We start from the raw sequence: 23,445 nt of genomic DNA, 5'->3' as shown, positions 1-23,445 counted from the left end.
TAAGCGCGAACGCGCACTGTCACAGGCTACGAAGCCCGTAGTAATCCCGCCTTCAACGAGCGTTCCCAGGGTGCCAGCGCCGACGCCCTCGTTGCAGCGCAAATCCAATCCGCCCGCGCCTTCAGCTCAAGGCGACATCTGACCGAACCCAAAATGAACATTCAACTCAAACTCACACGCGTTGCCACGGTGGCTGCCGGCTGTGCCGTTGCAGTACTGCTCGCTGCCTGTTCACCCGAAGCGCCTCCGTGCACAGAGGCCTCTGCCTTGGAGGCTGTCCGCGACATCGCGTTGCAGCAGATCGAAGAAAAGCTTGGCGCTGAGGCCAAGCCTCAAGAGTTGGCGTCCTTCACTTTGGAAGGCGCTCACCTCACCGGCTACGACGAGAAGCTCAAGGTCCGCTCGTGCTCTGTGTCGCTTGACATGAAGCTTAGTGCCGAGCGTCAGAAGGAGGTGAGCGAAGCCATGCCAAACTTTGAGCGGAACGCGGCGTCTCTCCTGGGCAGCGCAATGCGCGCCGATGCAAAAGTGCAGCAAATAATCAGCGACTGGACGCAGTTCCTGATCTGGAATGGCGGTCCACTCGGCACAGGCCCCATTCTCAGCAAGATCGACTACCGCATCCAACGTCAGGAGGGCGGTAAGGACTTCCAGGTCGTAGCACGGATCGATCCCGCCGGCGTAGTGCCCTTACTCAGAACTGCCGGCTCGATTGCCGCGGCTCAGAGGCAGCAAGCCGAGAGCCGTGCCAAGGTGGAACAGGTCGCTGCAGCCCGCAAAGCTGAGATCGATCGACTTTCGGCCAGCGGCAAGTGGCGCAAGCCGGTTTACGTCTATAGCTTCGCCGGCAACAACTGCTACGCCCGCAATCGCTTCTGCTTCGAAGGCCGGGACAGCCTGCAGTCGGAAGATCGCACGAACTACGAGATCGATCTGGCCAAGGTTAGTCCTGAGCAACGTGGCATCTGGAAGCAGTTCCACGATACGCAGCAGCCCATCTGTTTAGTCAATATCCACCGAGCGGACACTCCAGCCGTGCTAACGGCGCAAGGCTGGTCTACGTTCAAGAACGAAAATGGCGAGCTCGTTGACTGCTTGCCTGGTGCGGAGAACACGGACTGGAATGCGTTGGTAAGCAAGGCCCCGCAGGCGCAGTCAGGGCCTGCAAAGGCTGTGGCGGCTGCGGTCCCTGCGTCCGCCACCCAGCCGCCCGTGTCCGGGACGCTGGCAAAAGAAGCAGCGCGAAACCTAAGCGCTGTCATACAGCGCTACGCACCCTGTGGCAACGAGGCAATGTGCCTCTACACCGCCCGCGCAAACAAGGTCTTGATGAACATCGCTGCTTTGAGCAAGCAGGACATCGCGCTGATAGACGATGCGATCAAAAGCCGAGAGCCGCTCTGCTTAAGAGACGTTACCCAAGCAGGCGGCGAATATGCCGCAGAGGGCGTCACGCTGCACTGTTAACCGCCGGACGGCGTCGAAGGCACGGTTGGTGCCTGTCCCTGTCCCACCTCTTCTCATAGCAGCGCGTTCCCGACGCGCTCGCGGCCTAGACGCCGCACTGGCCGATGCGCTGGTGCGGCGTCTTTGCTTCGTCCGCCTCGTTGCGAGCCGCGCTTGATCGCAAGGCTACCTCCGGCATTTTCGGAAGGAACTTTCATGACACTCAGCATTGACTCTTCAGGGCCACAGAACGAACCAGTGCGCCTGATCGGCATTGGGAGCAAGGCCGCAACATTCATTCAACAGCTTTGCGGCAACGCTCCGGATCCGCTGGCGCCGCTTCTGGTCGACCATTCGGCTTGGATGGAGGCCGACGGTCGGCCAGGTGGCGTTGACTTTACGAGCGTGGTATTTCTATTCGTCGTCATCGGCGCCGACGCGACCAAGAAGGAAGTCGGCGACGCGGCACTGCTGGCTTGGCGAGCCCATCTCAACGCCGTGTCCACCATCGGTGTATTTCTAGTGGGCGAAGGGGAGAGCGGTACGCTAGCCCGCCCGACTCGAGTTTCGAACTCAGCGCGCGAATCAGAGGAAGCTTTAAGGCAACTGGTGGATGGCTGCATAGATCTGGAGCCAAGCCAAGTCACCGACGGTCTGGAGAGCCTGCGCTGGCTGTGCACCACCTTGCGCGGCCTAGCCCGGGAGGGGGTGCTCATTCTTGAGCCGGCTTGGGACCTCAATGACGTGCTTGAAGTTCTGGACCTGCCAGGGGCAGCATTGAGTCTGGCGACCCGCACAGTGGGGGAGGGCCTGCCTATCTCCCTCGCTGTGGCGCAAGCACTGGACGACCTGGAGGACAGCGGCATCGAACTGGAGTCGGCAAACGGAATCCTGTTGGTGCTGTGGCAGTCGACTAAGTGGCGGCTCACGGTTCAAGAGGTCCAGAGGGCTAGTCGGTGCGCTGCCAGCGCACTTGGGCAAGGCGGCTTGCATCTTGTTCTAACGGCACGCGCCGGCAAGCTCTGGGAGGGCGTGGGGGCGTGCGCAACAGTTGTTGTAAGCCGCCAGCGCAGCTTCCCGAAGCTGGAGCGCCCGATATGAATTGGTGGACTTGGCGCGGCCGACATCGCAGGCAGCCGCCGTTGTTCCAGCTCGGACGCGTCTGTGTTTCTGAGCCGGCGCGCTTGGCACTTCACCACGCCGACGTGCCGCTGGGCGACCTGCTCATGCGCCACCAACACGGCGACTGGGGGCGGATCGACGCCCTGGACGTACGGCAGAACGCTTTAGGGCTGCGGCTGGGACTTAGGTTGCGTTCCTCGTACACGCTCCGGGCCAACCCGCCCGATCCGGACGCCAGCGTCACCGTCTGGGTGATCACCACACCAAACCGCAAGACCACAACGGTTTTCCTTCCGAGAGAGATCTTTGATGACACGAGCAACGACCACAACGACTAGGAAGCGCTCGCGCGATCGGGTCAGCAGCTATCTGGCCAGCGCATTGGCAGCGAACACGGTGACCGCGTACTTGTCGGACCTCCGCCATTTCCGAGCCTGGGGCGGCCGCATTCCTGCTACTTCTGAGATGGTCGCGCGCTATGTGGCGGATTGTGCGGGCGGGCTCAAGGCCAGTACGCTCACGCGCCGGCTGGCAGCAATCTCGAGTGCGCACATGGCAGTCGCGAGGGAGTCGCCGGTCAGATCTGATCTCGTCAGGAGAACGATGCGTGGCATTCAGCGAATACACGGTACGGCCGTCAAGCAGGCTACGCCTGTGTCGATCGAAATGCTGCGTGCTATAGCACGGCCGAGGCCGGACATGGAAGCCCTGCGGGATCTGAGGGATCGCGCCCTGCTACTGCTGGGCTTTGCAGGCGGATTCCGGCGCTCAGAGCTGGTGGGGCTCAGGCCGATGGACCTGCGCTTCACCCGTGAAGGTCTGATCGTAAATCTGCCGCGGTCGAAGACAGATCAACGGGCGAGGGGACGGCTCGTAGCGATCCCAAGAGGACGCGGTCGCACATGCGCCATCTGGACATTGACTCGATGGATACGGGCGCTTCGCGCGCGTGACCCAGAAGGCGCAAGCAACCCCTTGTTCAGGAGCATCGATCGACATGGCAATCTGCAATCGAGACTCACGGCAGCATCCGTAGGACCGATCCTCAAGCAGCGTCTTGCGTCGTGTGGCTTTGATCTGCGCGGGATCTCCGCGCATAGCTTGCGGGCTGGGCTGGTGACGGCCGCTGCGCTGGCAGGTTCACCCATTTGGGCAATTCAGCGGCAGACCGGACACCGATCGGAGCGCACCGTGCATCGCTACGTTCGCGGGCTCTTGCCCTTCGAGCGAAACGCATATGGCGCAATTGTGCGGACGACTACCTAGAGCAAAGGAAGGCCCGTCATCGGATCCCCGTTGCGGTGAGCGACGTGCAACGCTCAATGCCTGACCTTGCCCAAGGGCAGCAGTAACGCACTCAATCTGGGCTACGAAACGGTGCGCCGTCGTCGTTATGAGGTGCCGCTGCAGCTCCGGAAGAGTCACGCCGCCTGTGCACCCGGGACCACCAATGTGGACAACCCCCGCAATCTTGCGAAGAGCGTGACGGTGGAGTGAAGCGGATCCGCAACGCAGTGGTGTGAATCGTTCGAATAGATGACGCTTCTTACGCGGAGATTCTTGAGTTTCTCGTTCGAATAGAACCTGATTCGCATAGAGCTGGTCGCGAGCCCAGACGTTTGCGGAAGTACATCCGTACTACGTCTGGGATGCCTTCTGGCAGCAGGATGGAGCATCCGGAATAAAAACGCCTGGCACCGCCTGGAAGCACGCCTCTACCTGGTCGCAGGATCTGCTGCTCGGGCAACTGCGCCATTGTTTCGGCGTCGAGGGCCGGCGACACGGCAGCGGTCCTTCAGGCGCTTGCGCGAGATACCGACGTAGCGGATCTTCGAAGCGCTGATCTTTCACGGCCAGTGCTGGAAGCACATCCAACGCGAGAGCAGTACGGCGTGATGAAACACAATAAAGTTCGTCGGAAAGAATAAAGTCCGCCGCTGCGAAGCAGCAAAGTCAGCCGCGTGCGCACTGGGTGCGGGCGCTATTGCGGGTGGGTGCCGCGCGGCGTCCAAGTCGGCTGAAGCCCGGACCCGTTCACGCGAGGAGACGCGAGCCACGGCAAACTGCGGACTGAGGCCGCGCTCTTGCTGTTCTCATGCAACAGAACTCCGTCGTTCGCCGGCAGGCAACCGCTACAACCGTTTTAGACTGGTTGCGGTCAGTCGATGCGGGCGACGTGCATGACTTCTTCAGGCCTGGTAGTGGAAATTAATGGCGGTGGCTAGATGGCTTCGACCCGCGCTGTTGGATACGAGCGTGCTAGTCAAGCCTCGAACCGCCACCCTGCCGGTGAAGGGAATCGAACCTCCCCGTCTTGACCGCTTGCCCTAGGGAACCTGCACTGCGTCAGGTGCGCCGGGCGCTCCGTGTTGACACAGTGCCCAAAGTGTACTCGTCTCCATGCCGACATCCCGAGAACACCGAACGGAGCTATGGTCTGTCGATTCGCACTGTGTCACGGGCGTCCTGGGCTCTGGGTCGACACAATCTGAAGCGGCGGAAATCCACGGCACAATCCGTTGCACTTTGCTGTCGACTGCGCTCGGCCGCCCAATCAGAAACCAGAACGCAAGGCCAAGGAACCGTGACAAGCTTCGACAACTTCCGATTTCTTAACCCGGAAAGCGCCGACTTGGCGCGTGAGTTGGTCGATGCCTCAGAGCGTCAACGATCAGCCTTCTCATCGTTCAGCAATGCATGGATGGCATTCAACGGTTGGATGGAGTGCGTGACTGAGGCAGAGACCGATGCAGCAATGATCACAGCCTTGGCCGATCATCGTCGGGTCGGCGACGCATACACAGACCTACTGCGTAACGACTCAGAGTTCGAGAAGGACGTGATGACATTCGCAGCGATGCTCCCTGTCTTGAATGTCCGCGATGTGCGTCGCAAACTGGGTCGAGATGCATTCTTGAAATGGGATCGAGCTGAACTCTTAGATGAAGTGTCCCGTGCTACCGTCAAGCATCAGCCAGTAGGTTGGGTCAAGGGGAGCGTACCTACTTGGCCTCAAATCTTGCGTGCCATGTACGCAGTGCGCTGCAACCTCTTTCACGGCTCTAAGTCATCGGAAAATAGTCGAGACCATGCGATCGTAGTGGCATGCGAACGTATTCTGCGACGGTTTATCGACCGGACGAAATGCTTCGAGTGGCATGACTGAGGCCGCTTCCCCAGGGGGTCTATGATTATGCCGAAGACCTATGCAATGCTTGACGATGACGGTCAACCGTTGGATGCCCACGTATCGTTCCGCAAGGGGGGCGTGATCCTGCATAGCAGGGGCGGCACGAAGGGTAAGAACGCACAGAACGCAGACTACGCGGCGGGATTGCGAGTGGTTCTCAGCCGCCTGAAGAGCGCTCAGGTTGCCATCCGTGGGGCTTGGGTTGACAGCAACACCGTGCAAACGTTGCCCCTGTCAGAGCGCGAGATTCTGTCGGGCGCGGATGGCGGGCTTGAAGTCGCCGAGATGCAACGATTGCTGACGACGCGAATGAAGACCGTTCGCGCCGACCCAAGCTCAAACGCGAGCGGCGGCAACTCGACACGGCGCATCTTGATTCAAACCACCTTCGCGGGGTCGACGACAGCCTTCGCATCCATGTTGCGGTGCCGTCCGACTGACATTGACAACGGAAGCGACGAGCGGCTGCCGCTGGAGGACCTCGACAAGGTCACCCCCGAGCACGTGTGGAATGCAGTCCAGCAGTTTGTCGCTGGCGGAGTAAAGCATGCCTTCGGCCCGTCCACTAACTATGACCTCATCGCGGATGACGGAAGCCGTCACCCTCCGAAGGCCGTCTTCGGCGTTGCTCTTTCGCTGGCTCTCGCAGGTTTCGAGGTCCTCCCGCGACACTTTGCTGCGGGCGAAGGGTCGGCAAGCTTCCGTCTGTTAAGGGCGGCGGACTTCGAGATTGTCCGAAAGGATGGCGCATCGGAAGCACCAGTGGACCCTGAAGCCTTAGCTTGGCGTGAGGGCGAACGAAGGCTCGTGGCTCATCGTGCAGGCGAGCGGGGGCGAGGTTTGGCCAGAGCGAAGAAGGACCAGTTCATCAAAGAGCATGGTCGATTGTTCTGTGAAAGCTGCGGGGAGGAGCCTGTGAGAAGGTTCGGCACGCCCCATGCGGAGGCATGCATCGAAGTTCACCATGCCTCAGTTCAGGTAAGCGAGATGAAGCCTGGTCATCAAACGACCCTCGCCGATTTGGAATGTCTTTGTGCAAATTGCCATCGTCTGGTGCATCGACGGATCGCTAAAGGGGAGTTGATTCCGGGGGATGACAAAAACCCAGCGTCGTCCGAGGCAGGGCAACAGCAAGCTAGCGAGGCAGAACCTGCGGCCCTTGCGAATGCCAATGACGTCTCCGCCAGCGCCTAACGGTCCGCCTCACGAACGCTCGTGACTGCGGTCACGAAGGGCTTTAGCAGCCCGGCATAGTCACCTTCGACTTCCGCTTGGTCCCATGGTCAAGCGGTTCCTTGGCGTTCTGATAGCCCGAGTTAAAGTGCGCTCCACAACAATTTGAAGGGCAAGTCCTTGGCAACACTAGAAGTCCGACGCGAGGTTGACCGGTTCGTCCTCTACTTCGACACACCACGGCAGGAGATCAGTGCCTATGCGCTCGCCACGGCACTCGTCGGACTGGCGGACGCAGTGCGAGAGGCCAATGCGATTGTCAATCCTGGTTATCTCGTCGAAGTTGTAGTCGAGACGTTGTCCGACGGCAGCTTCAAGGCAACGGTCAGGACGATCTTCACCAAAGCAAAGAACCTGTTCTCGCATCAGGCGGTTCAGGCTGTTATCTGGGGCATCGTTGCGACGCACATCTACGAGAAAGCAATAAAGACCGATGTCCCCCCGAAGATTACTGTCACTGAAACGCTCGTCACGATCGAGATCGGCAACGAAAAGATCATCGTGCCAAAGGACGTTTATGAGGCTAAGAAGCAGGTAGAGCGGTCTGAGCGTTTCAAGAACGCATTGGGCAAGGTCTTCGATGCAGCTGCATCGGATCCGAACATCGAGGGAATAGCAATAGCGGAGGATCCTGGGCGCGGGCGCCCCCCGCTCATAGTGCCCCGAGAGAAATTCGCGCTGTTCCAGACCGAACAGCCGGTTGACGAATCTACCCGCGAGATCATCGAAATCACCCATGTCGAGATCTCCCGAGCAATCCTTGAGCGCGGCAAGCGTCGCTGGGAGTTTTTCTGGCGAGGCGTCAAGATCGCCGCCCCGATCCTCGACCAACGTTTCTTCGACCGCTTCTTCGCGCACGAGATCATGATCGCGCCGGGTGATTCGTTGGAGGTCGCACTTCGAATCATCCAAGAGAAGAATCCCGACTCCGGCATCTACGTCAACGTCAAATACGAGATCGATGAGGTCTACCAGCATGTGCCGCGCCTCAAACAGAAGACCCTCTAACGCATCGAGGTCCGCCAGCCCTCACTGGCACCTCAAGGCGAACTGGCGATCCCGCGCATCCTTGCGCAGCTGCCGCAACCGATCCTGCCGCAATGCCGAGAGGGGCTGCCGCGCCTCCGAGTCGTAGGCACGCACGGCGGCATCCAGCATCCCGCACACGTCGCTTGTCCGGTCCACGTTCTGCGCGACCCGCAGTTCGTGCGCCAGGAGCTGCTGCGCAGCGATCCGGTTGGACTGATGGGCCGCGTCACGTTCTCCTGCAGTCATGCAATCAGCGAGGTTGAGGTCTGGCAGGACGGTCATGGCAGCGGCCTGCGAGCCGGCTGGGCAAGCGCCATCGGAGTAGCCGGCGACTCCTTGCGGTCCAACGCACTTGATGAGCCGCTCGGTCCTTCGGGTTTCTTGAGGCGTCACGACGGAGGTGGGACGCGAGGAGACGGCGTGTGCGCCCGCTGGCGTGGTAGTGGAGACCTCGGGCCTCACTGAGACCGCTGGAGGCGCCAAGGGCCTCGTGGCGATCCAAGCGACCCCCAGGACTCCCATGACCACCGAGCCGCGCACCAGCCAGCCTGAAGACCTCGACGTCCGGAGGTTGCGCTCCCAGTCGGTCATGGGGTCGCGTGAGGAGTCGAAGGGGTCACGGCGGTCTTCAGATTGCATACCGTCCAAGTCTCAAGGATAGACGGGCCGATGAGCATGGCGGCCGAGGCTTTGATCGCGCCTCCGTGAAGTTTTTGGCAACCGTGCGGGGCGACAGGTCTGGAGCAGACGAGGTAGCTTGAGCAAACGACTTATGGGTGACACCTGTGAGCACGCGGTTATCCTGCCACGATCCTATTCTGGTCAAGTATTTTCGACAGCCCGCTCACTATGTTGCTCAAACCTGAAATCGACCCATACATGACGCTGATGCAGTGGTATCCCTTCAAGGCCTCGCCATCTGCTGAGTTGTTGCGGGCGTATGCCGACGATGTCAACGCGCAGGTTAAGCAATCCATAGAAGCCTACCGATACGACTCAGAGGAGGAGGATGTTGAGACGGATGACTATCCGCCGCAGGTTAAAACCGTCCGCCACCACCGTGGCCTAGACGATGAATCATGGGACCTACACGATGTGTTCGAGGACTATTTCCCCAACTTGCAACGTGCGTCGGCGGTCATTACGCTGTTCGCATTCTTCGAGCGCGAGCTAGAGGACCTGTGCAATCTCATACAGTCCATCGAGGGCTACGGAATGAATGTCCGTGATGTCCACGGAAGCGGCATTGAGCGGGCAGTGACGTACCTGGAAAAGGTGTGCGGCATCGACACCTACAGGGGTTCCAAAGAGTGGGCGGAGGTAAAGGCAATCCAACTTGTCAGGGGAACACTTGCGCACGGGGGGCGGGCTGATCTCGAGCAGCACAAGAAGCTGAAAGATGCGATTGACGCATCGGAACACCTGAGCTACTCCGACGAGCTCAAGGTGGCCCCGGATTACGCAGGCTATGTCATCGCAGCGTTTTCGAGGTATTTCGCCGTCCTCCACCGCAGCATCAAAGAGGTCTACCAGGCCAAGCTCGCCGCCCGCCCTAAACGCCCCTTAGTTGCGGCTTTGGGCAAGCCCTGAAGGGCTCAGCATCGCCAAGTGCCTTGGCGGTAGGCGAGCCGCCTATGCCGATTCCTCATCGAAATAGTCGCTGTCGAACTTGGGGACCTTAACAGTTCTGGCGGTAACTCCGACCTCGTGATCGCCGCGCACCGGAGCGCGGCGTAGCTCCTGAACGGCTGACAACTCCCTATAGCTTTGTCCTTACGCTTTTGACGAGGTGACGAACTTCCTTTAGCAACTGCTCAGCCTTCGCAGGCGTGATTTGATCCTCAGGGCTAAGAATTGTGCCGTCCGCCAACTCCTCGGGGTAAAGAAACCTGTTCCTCATCGGCGCCAGCCGCACGGCAAGCAGTGCCACAGTTTTGCCTAGGCCAACTTGCTTCGCCGCATGCTGGAAGCGCTTGATCTTTGTCGGATGAGTAACAGTCTTGCCCATATCAAGGCCAACATGTACTCCAAGGGCAGAGCCAGACGACTCAAACGCATGATAGGCAAGGAAGCTGGCTTTCTCATGTGTTCCAGCAGAGAGAGCGGCGTCGCCCGCATCTATTGATCGTTCGGCTACTCGAATAAATCTAGTCTTCATGACTGGGCTCGCGAGGAATCAAGATGCCCCGATCGGCAAACTGCCTGTACAGAGCTGGTGAAAGCTCTTCGATACGATCCTTGAATCTTGCAAAGATTGGGTCGAGGATCGGAAGCACCTCTGACTGCATGAAGAATTCAGCCAGTGGTGGGGCAAGGGCGTCGATAGCCGCGTACGGGGTTTGGTGAGTGTGGAATGCGTTCAGTCGCACAAACGCCGGTCGAGCGTGGCCCCGGTTTGATGCAACAGCTACGATGTCATCGACATAACGCAGCCTTCGCTCATGATGCTTGAGGAAGTAAGGGATTTCCGACAGAACCGGAAGCGCGCGAAATTCGGTTGCATCGATTGGATCGGTGATTCGGTACCTTGTGACGAGTGGCATGAGCGGGCTCAACTAAGTCTTGAAGTCGCGGCGAAGGTCCGATTCTGGCCGGAATGCGAATTCAGCGGTGCAATTCAAGTGCTCGTTCTGTACTTGTCATCAAGTTTGACGATGGCGGAGCGGAGCCATCTGTTCGCTAGGTTTCGCAGAAGTATGACGACTCCTCCCTCGATCAGCCATTCGGCGTGCCGAGCGCATCGCAGGACCGGTCCATCGCTGCCGGGCGAACACGAAGCGCCCAGATCCGCCGGGCCGGGTACTAGGCGCTGGCTGCGCTGGCCATGATTGCGGACGGCCCGAAGGGTGCTTATGCTCGCGAGGGTTGTCGCCACTCGGTTTACCCATCGTGCCGCGGCGTTTGGCTCACTCCTAGCGGAGATTGACCGTGATACAACCGCTCGTGGCACGCCACATCCAAAGGGGTGGCCCGAGGATCGCGTATTTCAAGTACTAAGGTAATTGTGGACAACACCAAGGACTTCCGGGAGATTGCCCACTCTGGGGGACAAATCACCTACACGTTCGAACCCAACAACTCTGGCGGTCACTCGCTGTATCTCCGCGTTCAATTTAGCCGCCCAAACGCGATGGCGATGGTTGGCGTCTATGCGCTGCCTCCAGGTATTCCCGTCGGGGCCATGGAGATAAGAGGGCTGGGCGAGCCAACTACTCCCCCTCCGCTCCCAAATTGCGTCCCTATCATGGTCGTGTCGGACAGTGAGGGTCGATTCGGTCACAAGTGCCCAGCATGCGGCGGCTACTGGCGAAGCGGACCGTGGCCGAACGTCTGCCCGTACTGTGCAACTCAAGCGCGTGGGATTGATTTCTTGTCGGATGCGCAACGTCGCTACGTTGAGCACTGCGTGGCAATGCTGGACCAGGCCATGGCGCAAGACGCCGGCTCTACGACCATAGACATGGATGCAGTCGCGGATGCTACTGCGAGCGCCGGAGAGAAGCCGGCGTTCTACGTTTCCGAACAGAGCCAGCAGCGCAAGTTCGCCTGCGGTGCGTGTGACGAGTTCAATGACATCCTCGGCAGATTTGGGCACTGCTCCCGTTGTGGGACTCGCAGTGATCTCGCTGACTTCGAGGGTCGCTCCATCGTTGAAATTCGTGAGCGCCTGAAAGCAGGTGACGCACCTGACAGCGCCGTGCGAGATGCAGTGGCTGCGTTCGACTCGTTCATCGCGCAGTACGGCAAGCAACTTGCCCAACTCGTGCCCATGACGAAGCAGCGGAAGGCTAGGCTGACCGGAAAGGCGTTCCACGACCTCAAGGAGGTTCGGTCAACATTCTCAGACTGGTTCGACATCGACGTTTGCCGAGGCATGCCGGACGCAGAAATCAATAAGACTCAGGTGATGCTTCGACGCCGCCACCTGTATGAGCACAACGGCGGTGAGGTCGATCAGCGCTACCTCGACGAGAGCGGCGACACGACGGTCAAGTTGAAGCAAGTAATCCATGAGAGCGCTGAGTCCGCTCATGCGTTATTGGGTTCACTGATGAAGATGGCGAAGAACGTCCATACTGGGTTTCATGACCTGATCCCTCCGCTGGAGGGACCGATCAAAGCGTTCGCTGACCAGACCGCGCACCGTCGTTAGTTGGCGGCAGGTGTGAGGAGCAACTGATCCTGACCTGCGTTTGATTCGTTCGCGGACTCTATCGGAGCCAGCTTTGAGTCGTTCGCCGCCTGAAACATATCGACCTTCTACTGGGCCTCTTCGATGCGGCGGCAGGCAATCTCGAAGTAGTCGGGGTCGCACTCGATTCCGATGACGCTGTGGCCAATCTGAACGGCAGCGATTCCGGTTGTATCGGACCCGATGAATGGGTCTATGACGGTGCCAGATGCATATGGCACGTAGCACCGGAGCCTAGCGTCTGAGCGACCAAAGAGCGGTGGGGTGCAGTCGCTGCGCTCACCGATGCGAAGGACCGAAAACGCTGCACACCTGCCGTACGACGGTCGCTTCGGTCGGAGCATCGGTGTCTGAAACGGACGAGATCGAGGAGATCATCGCCAGTCTGGATGCCCAGGATTACGTGACAAGGACCGGTCAAATCAGCAGCGCGGTGATGCCTGCATTGATGGCGAAGCCACCGCACACCAGCCAGGCGAAGAGGACCGCCCCCAGCGCCAGAGGCTTGATGCCGGCCTTGCGGATGGCTGAGACGTGGGTCGTCAGGCCCAGACCGGCCATGGCCATCGCGAGCAACACTGTGTCGATGTCGATCACTTGCTTGACCACTGCGACGGGTAGCGGTGCGAGCGAGTTGAGTCCGGCCACGGCCACGAACCCCAAGGCAAACCAGGGAATGACCATGCCGCCGTGCCGCGTGGCGTTGCATTGACCTTCACCGCAGACCGCATCTGCGTCGTTTGCACTTGCACGCGACAACCAGCCCGACAGAAAGATCAGGAACGGTGCCAGCATCATCACCCGCACCATCTTGGCGATCACGGCGGTGTCTGCGGCCTCCTCTCCGATGGCGCGGCCTGCGGCGACTACCTGCGCGACTTCGTGGATGGTCGAGCCAGCGTACACACCGTAGGCGTTTGGTGACAGTTCTACAAGTTGATGGTGCGTGATCAGGTGATACAGCACCGGATACAAGAACATCGACAGCGTGCCGAACACAACCACCGTCGCGACCGCGACCATCACTTGCTCGGCGCGGCCGCGCACGACCGGCTCCGCGGCCATCACTGCCGCGGCACCGCAGATCGAACTGCCGGCGCCGATCAGCATGGCCGTCCTGCGGTCGAGGCCGAACACCCGTGTACCGAGGAAGTAAGCCAGCGCGAAGGTGCTGCATAGCACTGTGGCGTCAATCGCCACGCCGGTCCAGCCCACGTTGCCGATGTCCTGGAAGGTCAGACGCATCCCGTATAGAACGATGCCGAGGCGCAGCAGATTGGCTTTGGAGAAGGTCACGCCAGCACCGGTCATCGCTCCGATTCCCGGATAAATTGTGTTGCCGACCACCATGCCCAGCACGATGGCCAACGTAAGTGCGCTGATGCCGTTGGATTGCAGCCAGTCGATCTGGCTCATATGGATCGACGCGAATGCGAGAACGCCAGACAGCGCGAGGCCAGGCACCAACTGGCGCAAACGTCGCGATGCAGACGCGGCCCATTTCACCGCGGTGGCGGGTGTGTCAGGCAGGTGTTTTGTGGGGGTCACGCTGTGCATCGAGTTCCTGATCGCGTCGGTTTCGGATGGCATGGGCCGACTTTGGACCGGCGCGTCCTATCCAGCAAACGGATAGTTCAGCTATAACCTAGCTATGAAACAGGTAAAACAGCCACTCTGATGCGATTGACGTTGCGTCAGCTCCTCATCTTCACCGCGGTGGCCGATACCGGAAGCACCACCGCAGCGGGTGAACGCATCTCTCTTTCTCAGTCAGCCACCAGCGGCGCGTTGAACGAACTCGAAAGCCTGCTCGGCGCGCAACTGTTCGATCGCATCGGCAAGCGGTTGCAGCTCAACGACAACGGCCGCGCGCTGCTGCCTCAGGCCAGGGCGCAGCTCGACGGGGCCCAGGAGATTGAATGCATGTTCGGCCTTGGAAGCGCAGGATCTCCGGCCGCCGCTCTGGTCACACGTCTACGTGTGGGCGCCAGCACGACGATCGGCAACTACGTGCTACCAGCGCTGGTGGCTGGCTACCGGAAGGAATGGGCCGGAGCGGCAGTGGATCTGGTCATTGGCAACACTCGCGACGTTGCGGACGCAGTGATCCGTCTCGAGGTCGACCTGGGTCTGGTCGAGGGGCCTTGTCGCGAGGCGGAGCTTCGTGTCGTGCCTTGGCTGGAGGACGAACTGGTCATCGTGGCTGCGCCGATGCATGCGCTGGTAGGCGATGCAGGGGCACGCGTCCCGCTGAAGGCCTTGCGTCAGGCGCACTGGCTTTTGCGCGAGCCGGGTTCGGGCACCCGCGAGGCTGTGGAGCACGCGTTGCTGCCGCACCTGCACCATCTGCACGGCGACATGCAGTTAGGCAGTACCGAAGCGATCAAGCAAGCGGCGGCCGAGGGTCTTGGGCTGGCTTGTCTGTCGCTGTGCGCGGTCCAGGACCTTGTGACGTTGGGCAGACTAGTGGTGTTGCCCACCACGTTGCCCCGCCTGGCGCGCCGCTTCTATCTGATTCATCACGGACAGAAACGTTTTTCCGGCAACCTGCAGCGCTTCGTAGCGCACTGCCAAAGACTGGAGCGATGGCCGCCGAAGCACCATTCGAAGAGGTAGCTTCGCCGCTGCGTCGACGCGAACTCGCTCAGCAAGGAGAGCGCGCGAGGCTCGTCGGTCGCTCTGTGCTGATAGCCCAGAATGTGAGGGCACCTGGGATTCAACGACTTGGTCGTAGTCGTCAAATGAGATGTGGCAAGGTGGACGACTCTGGCGGATCTACACAGGAATGGAGAATCTCTTAGTCATTCGACTACAGTTCAATCCATCCCACATCTTGGATCAGGTCGATGACTCAGAGCTACAAGCAGATTCAGAAGAAGATCGAGACTCTCCAGCGCCAGGCCGAGAAGCTTCGTGCGCAAGAGGTCGATGGCGTGATTGCTCGTATCAAGACGGCTATCACGCACTACGGACTCACCGCCGAGCAGTTGGGTTTCGGAGCAATGGCCAGCGGTGTGATGACGAAGGCCAAAGCGGAAAAGGCAACGCCCGCCCGGTCGGCGAAATACAGCGACGGCCAGGGCAATTCATGGTCAGGCATGGGAAAGCGCCCGTACTGGCTGCGCGACGCACTCGCTGCCGGCAGGACTCTCGAGGAGTTCGCGACGGGCGGCGCGTCTTCGAAGCCGAAGGGCCCGAAGCTCAAGACTTCGAAGAAGCGGAAATCGAATGTCGCCTACCGTGATCAAGCCGGCAATGTGTGGTCTGGCATGGGCCCGCGTCCGCGCTGGTTGAAGGAGGCGCTGGACGCGGGAAAGACACTCGAAGAGATGGCTGGCTGAACGCGGCAACTGCTCTCATCGCTGGCACTGGGCTATTCCCGCCGAACACCCCCTGGGCGTTTTGCGAGAAGGAAACGGTCATTGGCGCCTATGTCGCCCCGATGCCGGCCACCAGGCTGCCGGCCGCCTGGCCGTTCTTCAGCCCGGCCGTGAAGGCCAGCATGCGGTCGATCGGCACGCGGGCGCGCAGGCCCAGCGCAGGGTCGACATGGATCTCGCCGGCACCCGTTTCGAGCACGCGCGCCAAGTCGGCCAGGCCGTTCATCGCCATCCAGGGGCAATGCGCGCAGCTCTTGCAGGTGGCGCCGTTGCCGGCGGTGGGCGCCTCGATGAAGATCTTGCCGGGATTGAGCGTGCGCAGCTTGTGCAGCATGCCGTTGTCGGTGGCCACGATGAACTCGGTGGCATCCAGGCGCTGCGCCGCGTTCAAGATGCCGGAGGTCGAGCCCACCGCGTCGGCCAGCGCGACCACGTCGGCCGGCGCCTCGGGATGCACCAGCACCTTGGCCCGCGGATGGGCCTTTTTCAGCAGCTCCAGCTCGAGCGCCTTGAATTCGTCGTGCACGATGCAGGCGCCTTCCCAGCTCACCATGTCGGCGCCGGTCTCGCGCCGGATGTAGTCGCCCAGGTGGCGGTCGGGCGCCCAGAGGATCTTGCGGCCCTGCCCGGCGAGCGCGCGCACCACGTCGAGCGCGCAGCTCGAAGTCACCAGCCAGTCGGCGCGCGCCTTCACGGCCGCGCTGGTGTTGGCGTAGACGACCACGGTGCGGTCCTGGTGCTGGTCGCAGAAGGCGCTGAAGGCATCGGCCGGGCAGCCGAGATCGAGCGAACAGGTGGCGTCGAGATCGGGCATCAGCACGCGCTTTTCGGGCGACAGGATCTTGGCCGTCTCGCCCATGAAGCGCACGCCGGAGACCACCAGCGTCTTCGCCGCATGGTCGCGGCCGAAGCGCGCCATCTCGAGCGAATCGCTCACCAGGCCACCGGTTTCCTCGGCCAGGTCCTGCAGGTCGGGATGCACGTAGTAGTGCGAGACCATCACCGCATTGCGCTCGCGCAGCAGGCGGCGGATGCGCGCCTTCAGCGCTTCGCGTTCGGTCGGCGCGGGTTCGGGCGGGACGCGGGCCCAGGCATGGCGCGTGTCGCAGGCGGCGCCGGCTTCGGCCGGCTGCTCGTAGTCAACGCTGATGACTGCTGATGTCATGAATTGCGATTCCGATCATGCGTCAAATCGATCACCTTGAGGTCTTTGGTGAGTGCGCCTGAAAAGTCTGGCTTCCTTCAGAAGGTCCACCGTGCACTAACACGCGCGCTGCGTGGCTCCATCGGATGGATGTGCCTGCCATCGATGCTGCCGCCGCAGTCACCGCGCGCCACCTCCCCCGCGGTGCACGAAGCATAGAAGTACTCGATGTCGTTGCCATTTCTGCCCGCCAGGTTGAACACGTCGAGGCCCAGCGTCAAATGCTTGTTGATCGCATACCGGACACCGAAATTCAGCAGGGTGGTCGAGCGTGACCGCACGGTGTCGAGCGTGTCGAGCGCGCGCGGGCCCATGTAGCGCAGGCGCAGCGACGTTGTGAGCGGTCCGTCGGTATAGGTGACGCCGGCAGCGAAAACCCGTTCCACCGCGTTGTCGACGTAGTTGCCTTCGCCCTCGGGCGCCCGGCCGCGAAGGCGTGCGCGAGAGAGCGCGGCATCGGCCTCCAGCCGCCAGTGCGAATCGACTTTCCAGCGCATGGTCGCTTCCAGGCCTCTGCGGCTGCTGGCCCGGCCGGGCTCGGTGCTGCCCGCATCTCCGACGTACATCAGCTCCGAGTTGAGCCTGAGCTGCCACAGCGCTGCGGTGAACGTAAAGCTCTCGTCGGGTTGAAAACGCCACCCGATCTCGGCACCACGCCCCTTCGCCAGCGCAGGCACGCGATCCGCAGGCAGGCCGCTTTGCGGATCGACGTTGATGGTGGCGCCTCGCACGTCGTTGCTGTGAAAGCCCACGCCGGCATTCAGGTACAACTCATGCGCCGGCGTGAGCGTAAAAGCCAGCCCGGCCTTCGGGCTGGCGAGCGAATCGTGGCCGCTGCCACTGTTTAGGGGGCCATAAATCGGCTCGCGCCCGTTGACTTCGTAACGCAGCATGTCACCGCGCAGGCCCACATAGCCGCGCCAGCGCTCGCTGAAGTTCAGCAGTTGCTGCGCATAGACCGAGAACAGGTCCTGCGAGACTTTGTCGTTGCGTACCGTGGAAATGCGCTCGCGCGCCACGGTGTTGTAGAGCCCGACCTCGGTGATTCGGTCACCGCGCCATTGCCCACCGAAGCTCAGGGTACCGTCGAGTCCAACGATCCTGTTGGGCCGGCTGTGCGAGGCCTGCGCGCCGAAGACGCGGCGGCGGTCGGTCTGCTCGAACTGGTCGCCCTGCTCGGGGTTGTTTAGGAAGTATGTGAAATCGGAGAACAGGTCGAAGCGGTAGTCGATGGCGTAGGCGCTGATCTGTGTCTGGCCTTCCGGGCTGTTGTCGAACCACTTGCCCGATAGGCTGATCCGCCGCGTCCTCCCGCCGTCGGTGGTGTTGAGAGAGCCGAAGCGCGAGAGCTCGCCGCTGTCGACCAGGCGCTCGGGAATCTGGTCAGTCGAGTTCCATCGGCTCTGGTATGCCATACCGGTGATGCTGATGCCGCGCACGGGCGATCCCTGCCAATAGCGCAGAACCAAGTTGGCCTTGCGAAGACGTTCGGGCGTGTTCCAGGGACCGTTGTTGCCTTCCAGCTCGACGGCTCCCAGCCAAGTCCGGTCCTGCACCGTGCGCGAGCCGGCCGCTACCAGGCGGCGAAAGTTGTTCGCCCCGAGCATGACTTCAGCGAAAGGTGCGTCCAGTGCACTCACGTAGTCAAGCGATGCGCTGCCCGCCAGCGAAAAGTCGCCGCCATCCGCGAAGTACGGCCCCTTGCGATAGCGCACGCCGGACACGAGATCGGGAATCAGGAAGTTCAGGTCGGCGAAGCCCTGGCCGTGCCCGTGCGTGGGCATGTTGACCGGCATGCCGTCGACCGTGACAGCGAAATCGGTGCCGTGGTCGAGATTGAATCCGCGCAGGAAGTACTGGTTGGCCTTGCCGTCGCCCGAATGCTGCGTCGCAACGACGCCGGGCACGGCTTCGACGATGTCGCCCGGCCGCAGCTTGGGGCGACCCTGAAACGATTCCTTCTCCGCCGCACCTTCGCTGGCGCTGTCGGCCGAACCGATGGTCGCGTCACGCGGGCCCTGAATCTCCACCTCGGGAAGGTGCCCGTCCTGCGCCCAGGCGGGAGCGCCGGCGAGCACGGCTGTCATGAACAACCCAGGGCAGCTTGGAAGGATGACGCACACGGTCGTTGCTATGTCACGGAAGTTCTGAGGCGTCCTGAGTAGGGTGTGTGCATCTGACCCGAACAAATTCGCTTTGGATGTTTGGAGGCTGCGGCGCGCGGGCCTCGACCTGCGACAGCAATGCATGCAAATTCCGAACCAGCTGCTTGAGGCACTGAACAAACAGTATGCAAGCGACGTAGTGGTCGACGCAGACCGCGCGGCTCGTCGTCGATTGCTCTGCGCATGTATTAGGCAGAACGAATTTAAAGGCGTACTAGCAAAGCCGAGCAGAGCTCGGCTCGGTTCCACGGGAACCCGGTCTATTAGCTTCAGGCTCTAGCTTTGAGGCCAGCATACGAAGCCGACATGGCGATTGCCGATTCGCGCCCCTTGAACTGGAAAGCCCCATGAGGTGAGACAAGAAAACGCAGATTCGAGGAACCGCGTCACATGGAAACACCTGTCGCGCCTAATGTGTGGCATTTGGAAACAGGCTCACTTAAAGATCGCGGCTTGATTGCATGGAGTGTTGAACTGTCGATCCGACGTTAGAGCACAAGCCGCAGCGGCACGCAGTTTGCGATCAGCTTGCGCGCCACGGTTGAGTGACCGTGTATCGCACCCCAGTCTTGACGAGTTCTGGCATGAGCTTCTGGGTACTTTGTCTTCCTCAATGCCCGTGGAACCTGGGCACGCGACCGTGATAGTCGAACCAATTCGTTCGATCGCCGCATTGACTGAGTAGTGTTGCGCCGGCGCGAGGGTCAATGGTTCGAATGCGATTGGTAGCTGAACTTGCAGCGTGCTCCCGTGTGGGTCTTGCGGGGCCTCGCCCTACGAGTTGGCGGTCCGAACTGGGGTCTTCGGGAGTTGCGGGCGGCCTGAGGGGCGGTGCGTTTGGTTGAGGCTCGCGCAAGCCACCGCGCTGTTCCAAGTTCGACCGCACGTCTTCTAACATCTTGAGGGTTTTTACTTATCGTCAAACAATTGCCTAATACTGACATAAATATATCATTTCGACACATCAAATCTGCCGGCGTCAAGCGCCGAACTGTCTTCCCAACTTACTGAGATCACATGTCCCAAGTACGTCCCCGCCAGATCTGGAGCCCCCACCCGGCTGAAGCTCGCAACAGTGCGCTTGGCCAATTCGCAAAACGCCAAGGGTTCGGCATCGACGAATACGACGCGCTTTGGAGTTGGTCGGTATCGCGTCCAGCCGAGTACTGGTCGGAGGTTTGGAAATACGCTGGGCTGCAAGGCTCGACAGGCAAGGGCGGCTTGACTAGCGCTGAAGACATGGCGACGGTGCGCTTTTTTGACGACGGGGAGGTCAACGTCGCGGAGAACCTGCTCGCATCGCCAGGCGGGCGCGTGGCAGTTATCGAAGCCGGGGTCGAGGGTGTGCGTCGCAGCTGGACATTCGCTGAGCTACGTCAGCATGTTGAGTCGGTTGCCGAGTGGCTTCGCAGCAGCGGAGTGGGGCCTGGAGACGTGGTAGCCGCGGTTCTGCCCAACCGCGTCGAAGCCGTCGTGTCTTTCCTGGCTTGCACTGCCGTGGGGGCTGTCTGGACGGCGTGCGCATCAGAGTTGTCGGGCGACGCGATCCTGGACCGCATCGGGCAAGTCGAACCCAAGATTCTCTTCGTGTGCTATGAGTACTTCTATAACGGAAAGAAGTTTGAATTCAAAGAGGTAGCGGACAGGCTCGTCGCAGCGTTGCAGACCCTCCAGGCCGTTGTAGTGGTGGGTCGCGATACCGATGTCCAACTAAAGGCTTCGGACGGGTGCAACGTGGAGCACCTACGGTATTGCACGGTCGCTGAGCGAGCTGGGCATTTCGAGTGGAAGCGTTTCGCATTCAATAGTCCGGCCCTCATCATGTACACCTCCGGCACGACCGGAAAGCCGAAAGCCATGGTGCACTCTGGCGGAGGTGTGCTGTTGAAGCTCACCAGCGAGCATGCCTTCCATGTTGGAGCAGGCGAGGGCGACGTCATGTTCTGGTACAGCAACATCGGGTGGATGATGTTCCTGTGGCTCGCCTTTGCGTTGGTCCGGGGAACCGCCATCGTGCTCTATGAAGACGCAGCGATCCCAAATGGCGCAGACGGACCCGACCTCGGTACCCTGTGGCGGATCGCCGAGGCGGCAGGCGTCACCGTGATGGGCGTCAGCCCCAGCTACATCTCCGCGATGGCAGATGGAGGCTATTCGCCGAAGGACAGTCACAAGCTGGGGCGCCTTCACACGATTCTGGCCGCGGGCGCTCCGGTTAGTGCCGAGCAATTCGAGTGGATACATTCAAACGTATCCGCTTTGGCGCGGTTTAGCCCGATTTCGGGAGGGACCGAGCTGATGTCCGCCTTTGTGGGCGGGTCACCGCTCCATTCTGTAAGAGCCGGCGAAATGAGCTGCAGGTGTCTCGGGATGGCGGTCAATGTCTTCGATGAGCACGGTGTCCCTGTGGTGGGCCGCAAGGGCGAGTTGGTGTGTACCGAGCCGTTCCCTTCGATGCCGCTGACCTTTGTGGGTGCCAACGGAAATGCACGCTACCGGGCGGCGTATTTCGAGCATTTCCCGAAGGTGTGGACTCACGGCGATTTAGCAGAACTCACGATCTCTGGAGGGATCGTGATCTATGGACGCTCCGACACCACGCTCAATCCAGGAGGCGTCCGTATCGGCACGGCCGAAATCTACCGTCCTCTGGCTGATATCGGTGCCGTTGAGGCAGCCGTGGTCTTCGGAAGGCCGGTCAAAAACACCGAGGAGATCGTGTTGTGCGTAAAGCTTTCGGACGGTCGACATCTGGACAAGGAACTGGCTGCGGAAATCCGAGCAGCCCTACGAAAAAAGGCCTCGCCCAGGCACGTCCCGCACGCGATCTATCAGGTCGATGCGGTGCCGCTCACGCACAACGGTAAGCCCATTGAGGCAGCAGCGAAGGCCGCCGCGACATCGGCCGACATCAGTCGATTCACGGCGCTCTGCAATCCAGAGTGCCTGGGTCAGTTCTCCAATCTCAGGGAGGCCGACGCTTTATGACTCGCACCGGACGCGGCTCTGCGCCTGATGCATCCATCGTTGGAGTCGGCGAGATCAAGTCGCTGCGGCGCACTACCAACGAAACAACCTTGGGGCAGATTGCGCTCGCTTCCAGGTTGGCGCTGCTCGATGCAGGCCTTGGGCCAGAGGCGATCGATGGTTTGCTGGTTGGACCGCAGCTGGGTGAAACCCCGATGCACGTACCTGCCACCGTCGCCGAGTACCTGGGGCTGCGGCTGCGCATGGCCAATGTGGTTGACCTCGGCGGCGCCAGCGCCGCCGGCATGATCTGGCGCGCCTCGGCCGCCATTGCGTCAGGTATGTGTGAGGCAGTGCTCTGCGTCCTCGGGAACATTCGACCACCAGCGTTGGCAAAAAACCGCAATCCAATTCGTGAATTCGACGTGCCCTTTGGGGCCAGTGGCGCCAACATCACCTACGCAATGATTGCGCAGGCGCACGTCGATCGATACGGCACAAGCGCCGAAGACATGGCGGAGATCGCCGTGAGGGCGAGGCAGAACGCGCAGCTGAATCCAGATTCGATCTTCTATGGACATCCCATCAGCATCGAGGACGTGCTTGCCTCGCCGATGGTCAGTGAGCCACTTCACAAGCTCGACATAACCATGTCCACAGCTGGCGGCGGGGCAGTGGTGGTCGTCTCGCCTGAGCGGGCGCGGAAGATGGGCGTGCCATCTGCGCGGTTCCTGGGCGCGGGCGAATGCATCACCCATCGCGCGCTAAGCCAGGCTCCGGAGTACACCACGGGTCCGCTACGGCAGGCAATGGCCGATTCCCTCAAGCAAGCTGGCGTGCGAGCGAATGATCTAGGCCTTTTGTCGCTTTACGATTGCTATGGCATCGTTGTGGGCATCACGCTCGAGGACCTGGGCGTTTGCAGACCCGGCGAGTTCGGGCGCTGGACGCGCGACCACGATTTCTCGCACACCGGGGACGTGCCGCTTAACACCCACGGCGGTCAACTCGGCGCCGGGCAAGCCGACTTGGCTGGTGGAATGAGCCATGTGATCGAAGCAGTCCGCCAACTCCGAGGTGACGCGGGGACGCGGCAGATCTCCGACCCCAGGATCGCCCTCGTCACCGGCAACGGAGCAACCTTGAGCGAAGCAGTCGCCTTGGTACTTGGGAGCACCACATGAAGCACGAGGCCGACGCAGTCGATTGGGCGACTCTTGCTGTTCCCCCGCCCACACCGACTTCCTCGTCTTTGGCTTACTGGGCCGCCGCCGCTGCCGGTCGACTCGAACTTCAAAGGTGCGGCGTTTGTCGCCGACTGGCCTCCTACCCACGGGAGATTTGCCCGTATTGCTGGGGCAAGAACCTGGCTTGGGAAGTGGTAAGCGGGCATGCCCATGTTCAGACCTTCACGCGCGTGCATCAAGTCGGACATCCAGGTTGGCGAAACGCTGTCCCCTATGTGGTCGCACTGGTTCGTCTCGTGGAGGGGCCTGTGATGTTGACCCAATTGCTTG

Annotated in this window: 17 protein-coding genes and 2 pseudogenes; 13 read left to right on the top strand and 6 right to left on the bottom strand. The window is 61.0% G+C overall.

Annotated elements, in window-relative coordinates:
* Window positions 1–153 precede the first annotated feature (153 nt).
* The 6 genes from GXN78_RS07855 to GXN78_RS07825 all read left to right on the top strand — a co-directional run bounded on the left by GXN78_RS07855 (window position 154) and on the right by GXN78_RS07825 (window position 7,999).
* Window positions 154–1,467: a hypothetical protein gene (locus tag GXN78_RS07855; RefSeq protein WP_146163015.1), complete on the top strand. Its 1,314-nt coding sequence runs from the start codon at window positions 154–156 to the stop codon at window positions 1,465–1,467.
* A gap of 195 nt (window positions 1,468–1,662) precedes the next feature.
* Window positions 1,663–2,547, top strand: coding sequence for a hypothetical protein (locus GXN78_RS07850; RefSeq protein ID WP_106555877.1), 885 nt, complete (start codon window positions 1,663–1,665; stop codon window positions 2,545–2,547).
* A 41-nt stretch (window positions 2,548–2,588) separates the two neighbouring features.
* Window positions 2,589–2,906, top strand: coding sequence for a hypothetical protein (locus GXN78_RS07845; RefSeq protein WP_146163014.1), 318 nt, complete (start codon window positions 2,589–2,591; stop codon window positions 2,904–2,906).
* 2,246 nt (window positions 2,907–5,152) lie between these two features.
* Window positions 5,153–5,734, top strand: a complete 582-nt coding sequence (locus GXN78_RS07835) for a hypothetical protein (RefSeq protein ID WP_106555874.1) — start codon at window positions 5,153–5,155, stop codon at window positions 5,732–5,734.
* A gap of 45 nt (window positions 5,735–5,779) precedes the next feature.
* Window positions 5,780–6,952, top strand: coding sequence for a hypothetical protein (locus GXN78_RS07830; RefSeq protein ID WP_146163013.1), 1,173 nt, complete (start codon window positions 5,780–5,782; stop codon window positions 6,950–6,952).
* A 159-nt stretch (window positions 6,953–7,111) separates the two neighbouring features.
* Window positions 7,112–7,999 carry a hypothetical protein gene (locus GXN78_RS07825; RefSeq protein WP_146163012.1) on the top strand — a complete coding sequence of 296 codons (888 nt, stop codon included), beginning with the start codon at window positions 7,112–7,114 and terminating at the stop codon, window positions 7,997–7,999.
* Window positions 8,000–8,020: 21 nt separating this feature from the next.
* Here GXN78_RS07825 and GXN78_RS07820 read toward each other — a convergent pair whose 3' ends face one another.
* A complete protein-coding gene (locus GXN78_RS07820) occupies window positions 8,021–8,302 on the bottom strand; it encodes a hypothetical protein (protein ID WP_146163011.1) in 282 nt (93 codons plus the stop codon).
* Between the two features lie 597 nt (window positions 8,303–8,899).
* Here GXN78_RS07820 and GXN78_RS07815 point away from each other — a divergent pair.
* Window positions 8,900–9,610 (top strand): hypothetical protein, encoded by a 711-nt coding sequence (locus GXN78_RS07815; RefSeq protein ID WP_106555870.1) that lies wholly within the window; start codon window positions 8,900–8,902, stop codon window positions 9,608–9,610.
* A 169-nt stretch (window positions 9,611–9,779) separates the two neighbouring features.
* Here GXN78_RS07815 and GXN78_RS07810 read toward each other — a convergent pair whose 3' ends face one another.
* Together GXN78_RS07810 and GXN78_RS07805 are read right to left on the bottom strand one after the other, a co-directional pair.
* Window positions 9,780–10,178: a hypothetical protein gene (locus GXN78_RS07810; RefSeq protein ID WP_146163010.1), complete on the bottom strand. Its 399-nt coding sequence runs from the start codon at window positions 10,176–10,178 to the stop codon at window positions 9,780–9,782.
* A complete protein-coding gene (locus tag GXN78_RS07805) occupies window positions 10,168–10,563 on the bottom strand; it encodes a hypothetical protein (protein ID WP_146163009.1) in 396 nt (131 codons plus the stop codon). The genes GXN78_RS07810 and GXN78_RS07805 overlap by 11 nt, the downstream gene beginning before the upstream one ends.
* 863 nt (window positions 10,564–11,426) lie before the next feature.
* Here GXN78_RS07805 and GXN78_RS07800 point away from each other — a divergent pair.
* The gene (locus tag GXN78_RS07800; protein WP_164255386.1) at window positions 11,427–12,173 is read left to right on the top strand and encodes a hypothetical protein; all 747 of its coding nucleotides are present in this window, start codon (window positions 11,427–11,429) and stop codon (window positions 12,171–12,173) included.
* 456 nt (window positions 12,174–12,629) lie between these two features.
* On the opposite strand, the gene GXN78_RS07790 is transcribed toward GXN78_RS07800, so the two are convergent.
* The gene (locus tag GXN78_RS07790) at window positions 12,630–13,802 is read right to left on the bottom strand and encodes a YeiH family protein (RefSeq protein WP_258186968.1); all 1,173 of its coding nucleotides are present in this window, start codon (window positions 13,800–13,802) and stop codon (window positions 12,630–12,632) included.
* An 87-nt stretch (window positions 13,803–13,889) separates the two neighbouring features.
* Here GXN78_RS07790 and GXN78_RS07785 point away from each other — a divergent pair, with 87 nt between their 5' ends.
* From GXN78_RS07785 to GXN78_RS41105, 3 genes and pseudogenes are all read left to right on the top strand, one after another.
* Window positions 13,890–14,828 carry a LysR family transcriptional regulator gene (locus tag GXN78_RS07785; protein ID WP_106555866.1) on the top strand — a complete coding sequence of 313 codons (939 nt, stop codon included), beginning with the start codon at window positions 13,890–13,892 and terminating at the stop codon, window positions 14,826–14,828.
* Window positions 14,829–15,058: 230 nt separating this feature from the next.
* Window positions 15,059–15,373, top strand: a pseudogene (locus GXN78_RS41110) (H-NS histone family protein); the annotation flags it as partial.
* 42 nt (window positions 15,374–15,415) lie between these two features.
* A pseudogene (locus GXN78_RS41105) lies at window positions 15,416–15,553 on the top strand (H-NS family nucleoid-associated regulatory protein); the annotation flags it as partial.
* 88 nt (window positions 15,554–15,641) lie between these two features.
* On the opposite strand, the gene nadA reads toward GXN78_RS41105, so the two are convergent.
* Together nadA and GXN78_RS07770 are read right to left on the bottom strand one after the other, a co-directional pair.
* Window positions 15,642–16,757: a quinolinate synthase NadA gene (nadA, locus tag GXN78_RS07775; RefSeq protein ID WP_106555864.1), complete on the bottom strand. Its 1,116-nt coding sequence runs from the start codon at window positions 16,755–16,757 to the stop codon at window positions 15,642–15,644.
* A gap of 77 nt (window positions 16,758–16,834) precedes the next feature.
* On the bottom strand, window positions 16,835–18,883 hold the full coding sequence (locus tag GXN78_RS07770; protein WP_106555923.1) for a TonB-dependent receptor: 2,049 nt from the start codon (window positions 18,881–18,883) through the stop codon (window positions 16,835–16,837).
* Window positions 18,884–19,978: 1,095 nt separating this feature from the next.
* On the opposite strand from GXN78_RS07770, the gene GXN78_RS07765 reads away from it, so the two are divergent.
* Window positions 19,979–21,949 (top strand): acetoacetate--CoA ligase, encoded by a 1,971-nt coding sequence (locus GXN78_RS07765; RefSeq protein ID WP_106555863.1) that lies wholly within the window; start codon window positions 19,979–19,981, stop codon window positions 21,947–21,949.
* A complete protein-coding gene (locus GXN78_RS07760) occupies window positions 21,946–23,112 on the top strand; it encodes a thiolase family protein (RefSeq protein WP_106555862.1) in 1,167 nt (388 codons plus the stop codon). The genes GXN78_RS07765 and GXN78_RS07760 overlap by 4 nt, the downstream gene beginning before the upstream one ends.
* Window positions 23,113–23,445: the final 333 nt, after the last annotated feature.

Origin of the sequence: Variovorax sp. WS11, from assembly GCF_010499245.1 — a bacterium.
Classification (GTDB): Bacteria; Pseudomonadota; Gammaproteobacteria; order Burkholderiales; family Burkholderiaceae_C; genus Variovorax.
This window is presented reverse-complemented; position numbering and strand designations above follow the sequence as displayed.

Bases quoted from the DNA above. Each gene is read 5' to 3' on its own strand.
- GXN78_RS07855 (WP_146163015.1), top strand. From the start codon at position 154: ATGAACATTCAACTCAAACTCACACGCGTTGCCACGGTGGCTGCCGGC.
- GXN78_RS07850 (WP_106555877.1), top strand. From the start codon at position 1,663: ATGACACTCAGCATTGACTCTTCAGGGCCACAGAACGAACCAGTGCGC.
- GXN78_RS07830 (WP_146163013.1), top strand. From the start codon at position 5,780: ATGCTTGACGATGACGGTCAACCGTTGGATGCCCACGTATCGTTCCGC.
- GXN78_RS07820 (WP_146163011.1), bottom strand. From the start codon at position 8,302: ATGACCGTCCTGCCAGACCTCAACCTCGCTGATTGCATGACTGCAGGA.
- GXN78_RS07815 (WP_106555870.1), top strand. From the start codon at position 8,900: ATGACGCTGATGCAGTGGTATCCCTTCAAGGCCTCGCCATCTGCTGAG.
- GXN78_RS07810 (WP_146163010.1), bottom strand. From the start codon at position 10,178: ATGAAGACTAGATTTATTCGAGTAGCCGAACGATCAATAGATGCGGGC.
- GXN78_RS07805 (WP_146163009.1), bottom strand. From the start codon at position 10,563: ATGCCACTCGTCACAAGGTACCGAATCACCGATCCAATCGATGCAACC.
- GXN78_RS07790 (WP_258186968.1), bottom strand. From the start codon at position 13,802: ATGCCATCCGAAACCGACGCGATCAGGAACTCGATGCACAGCGTGACC.
- GXN78_RS07785 (WP_106555866.1), top strand. From the start codon at position 13,890: ATGCGATTGACGTTGCGTCAGCTCCTCATCTTCACCGCGGTGGCCGAT.
- nadA (WP_106555864.1), bottom strand. From the start codon at position 16,757: ATGACATCAGCAGTCATCAGCGTTGACTACGAGCAGCCGGCCGAAGCC.
- GXN78_RS07770 (WP_106555923.1), bottom strand. From the start codon at position 18,883: ATGACAGCCGTGCTCGCCGGCGCTCCCGCCTGGGCGCAGGACGGGCAC.
- GXN78_RS07765 (WP_106555863.1), top strand. From the start codon at position 19,979: ATGTCCCAAGTACGTCCCCGCCAGATCTGGAGCCCCCACCCGGCTGAA.
- GXN78_RS07760 (WP_106555862.1), top strand. From the start codon at position 21,946: ATGACTCGCACCGGACGCGGCTCTGCGCCTGATGCATCCATCGTTGGA.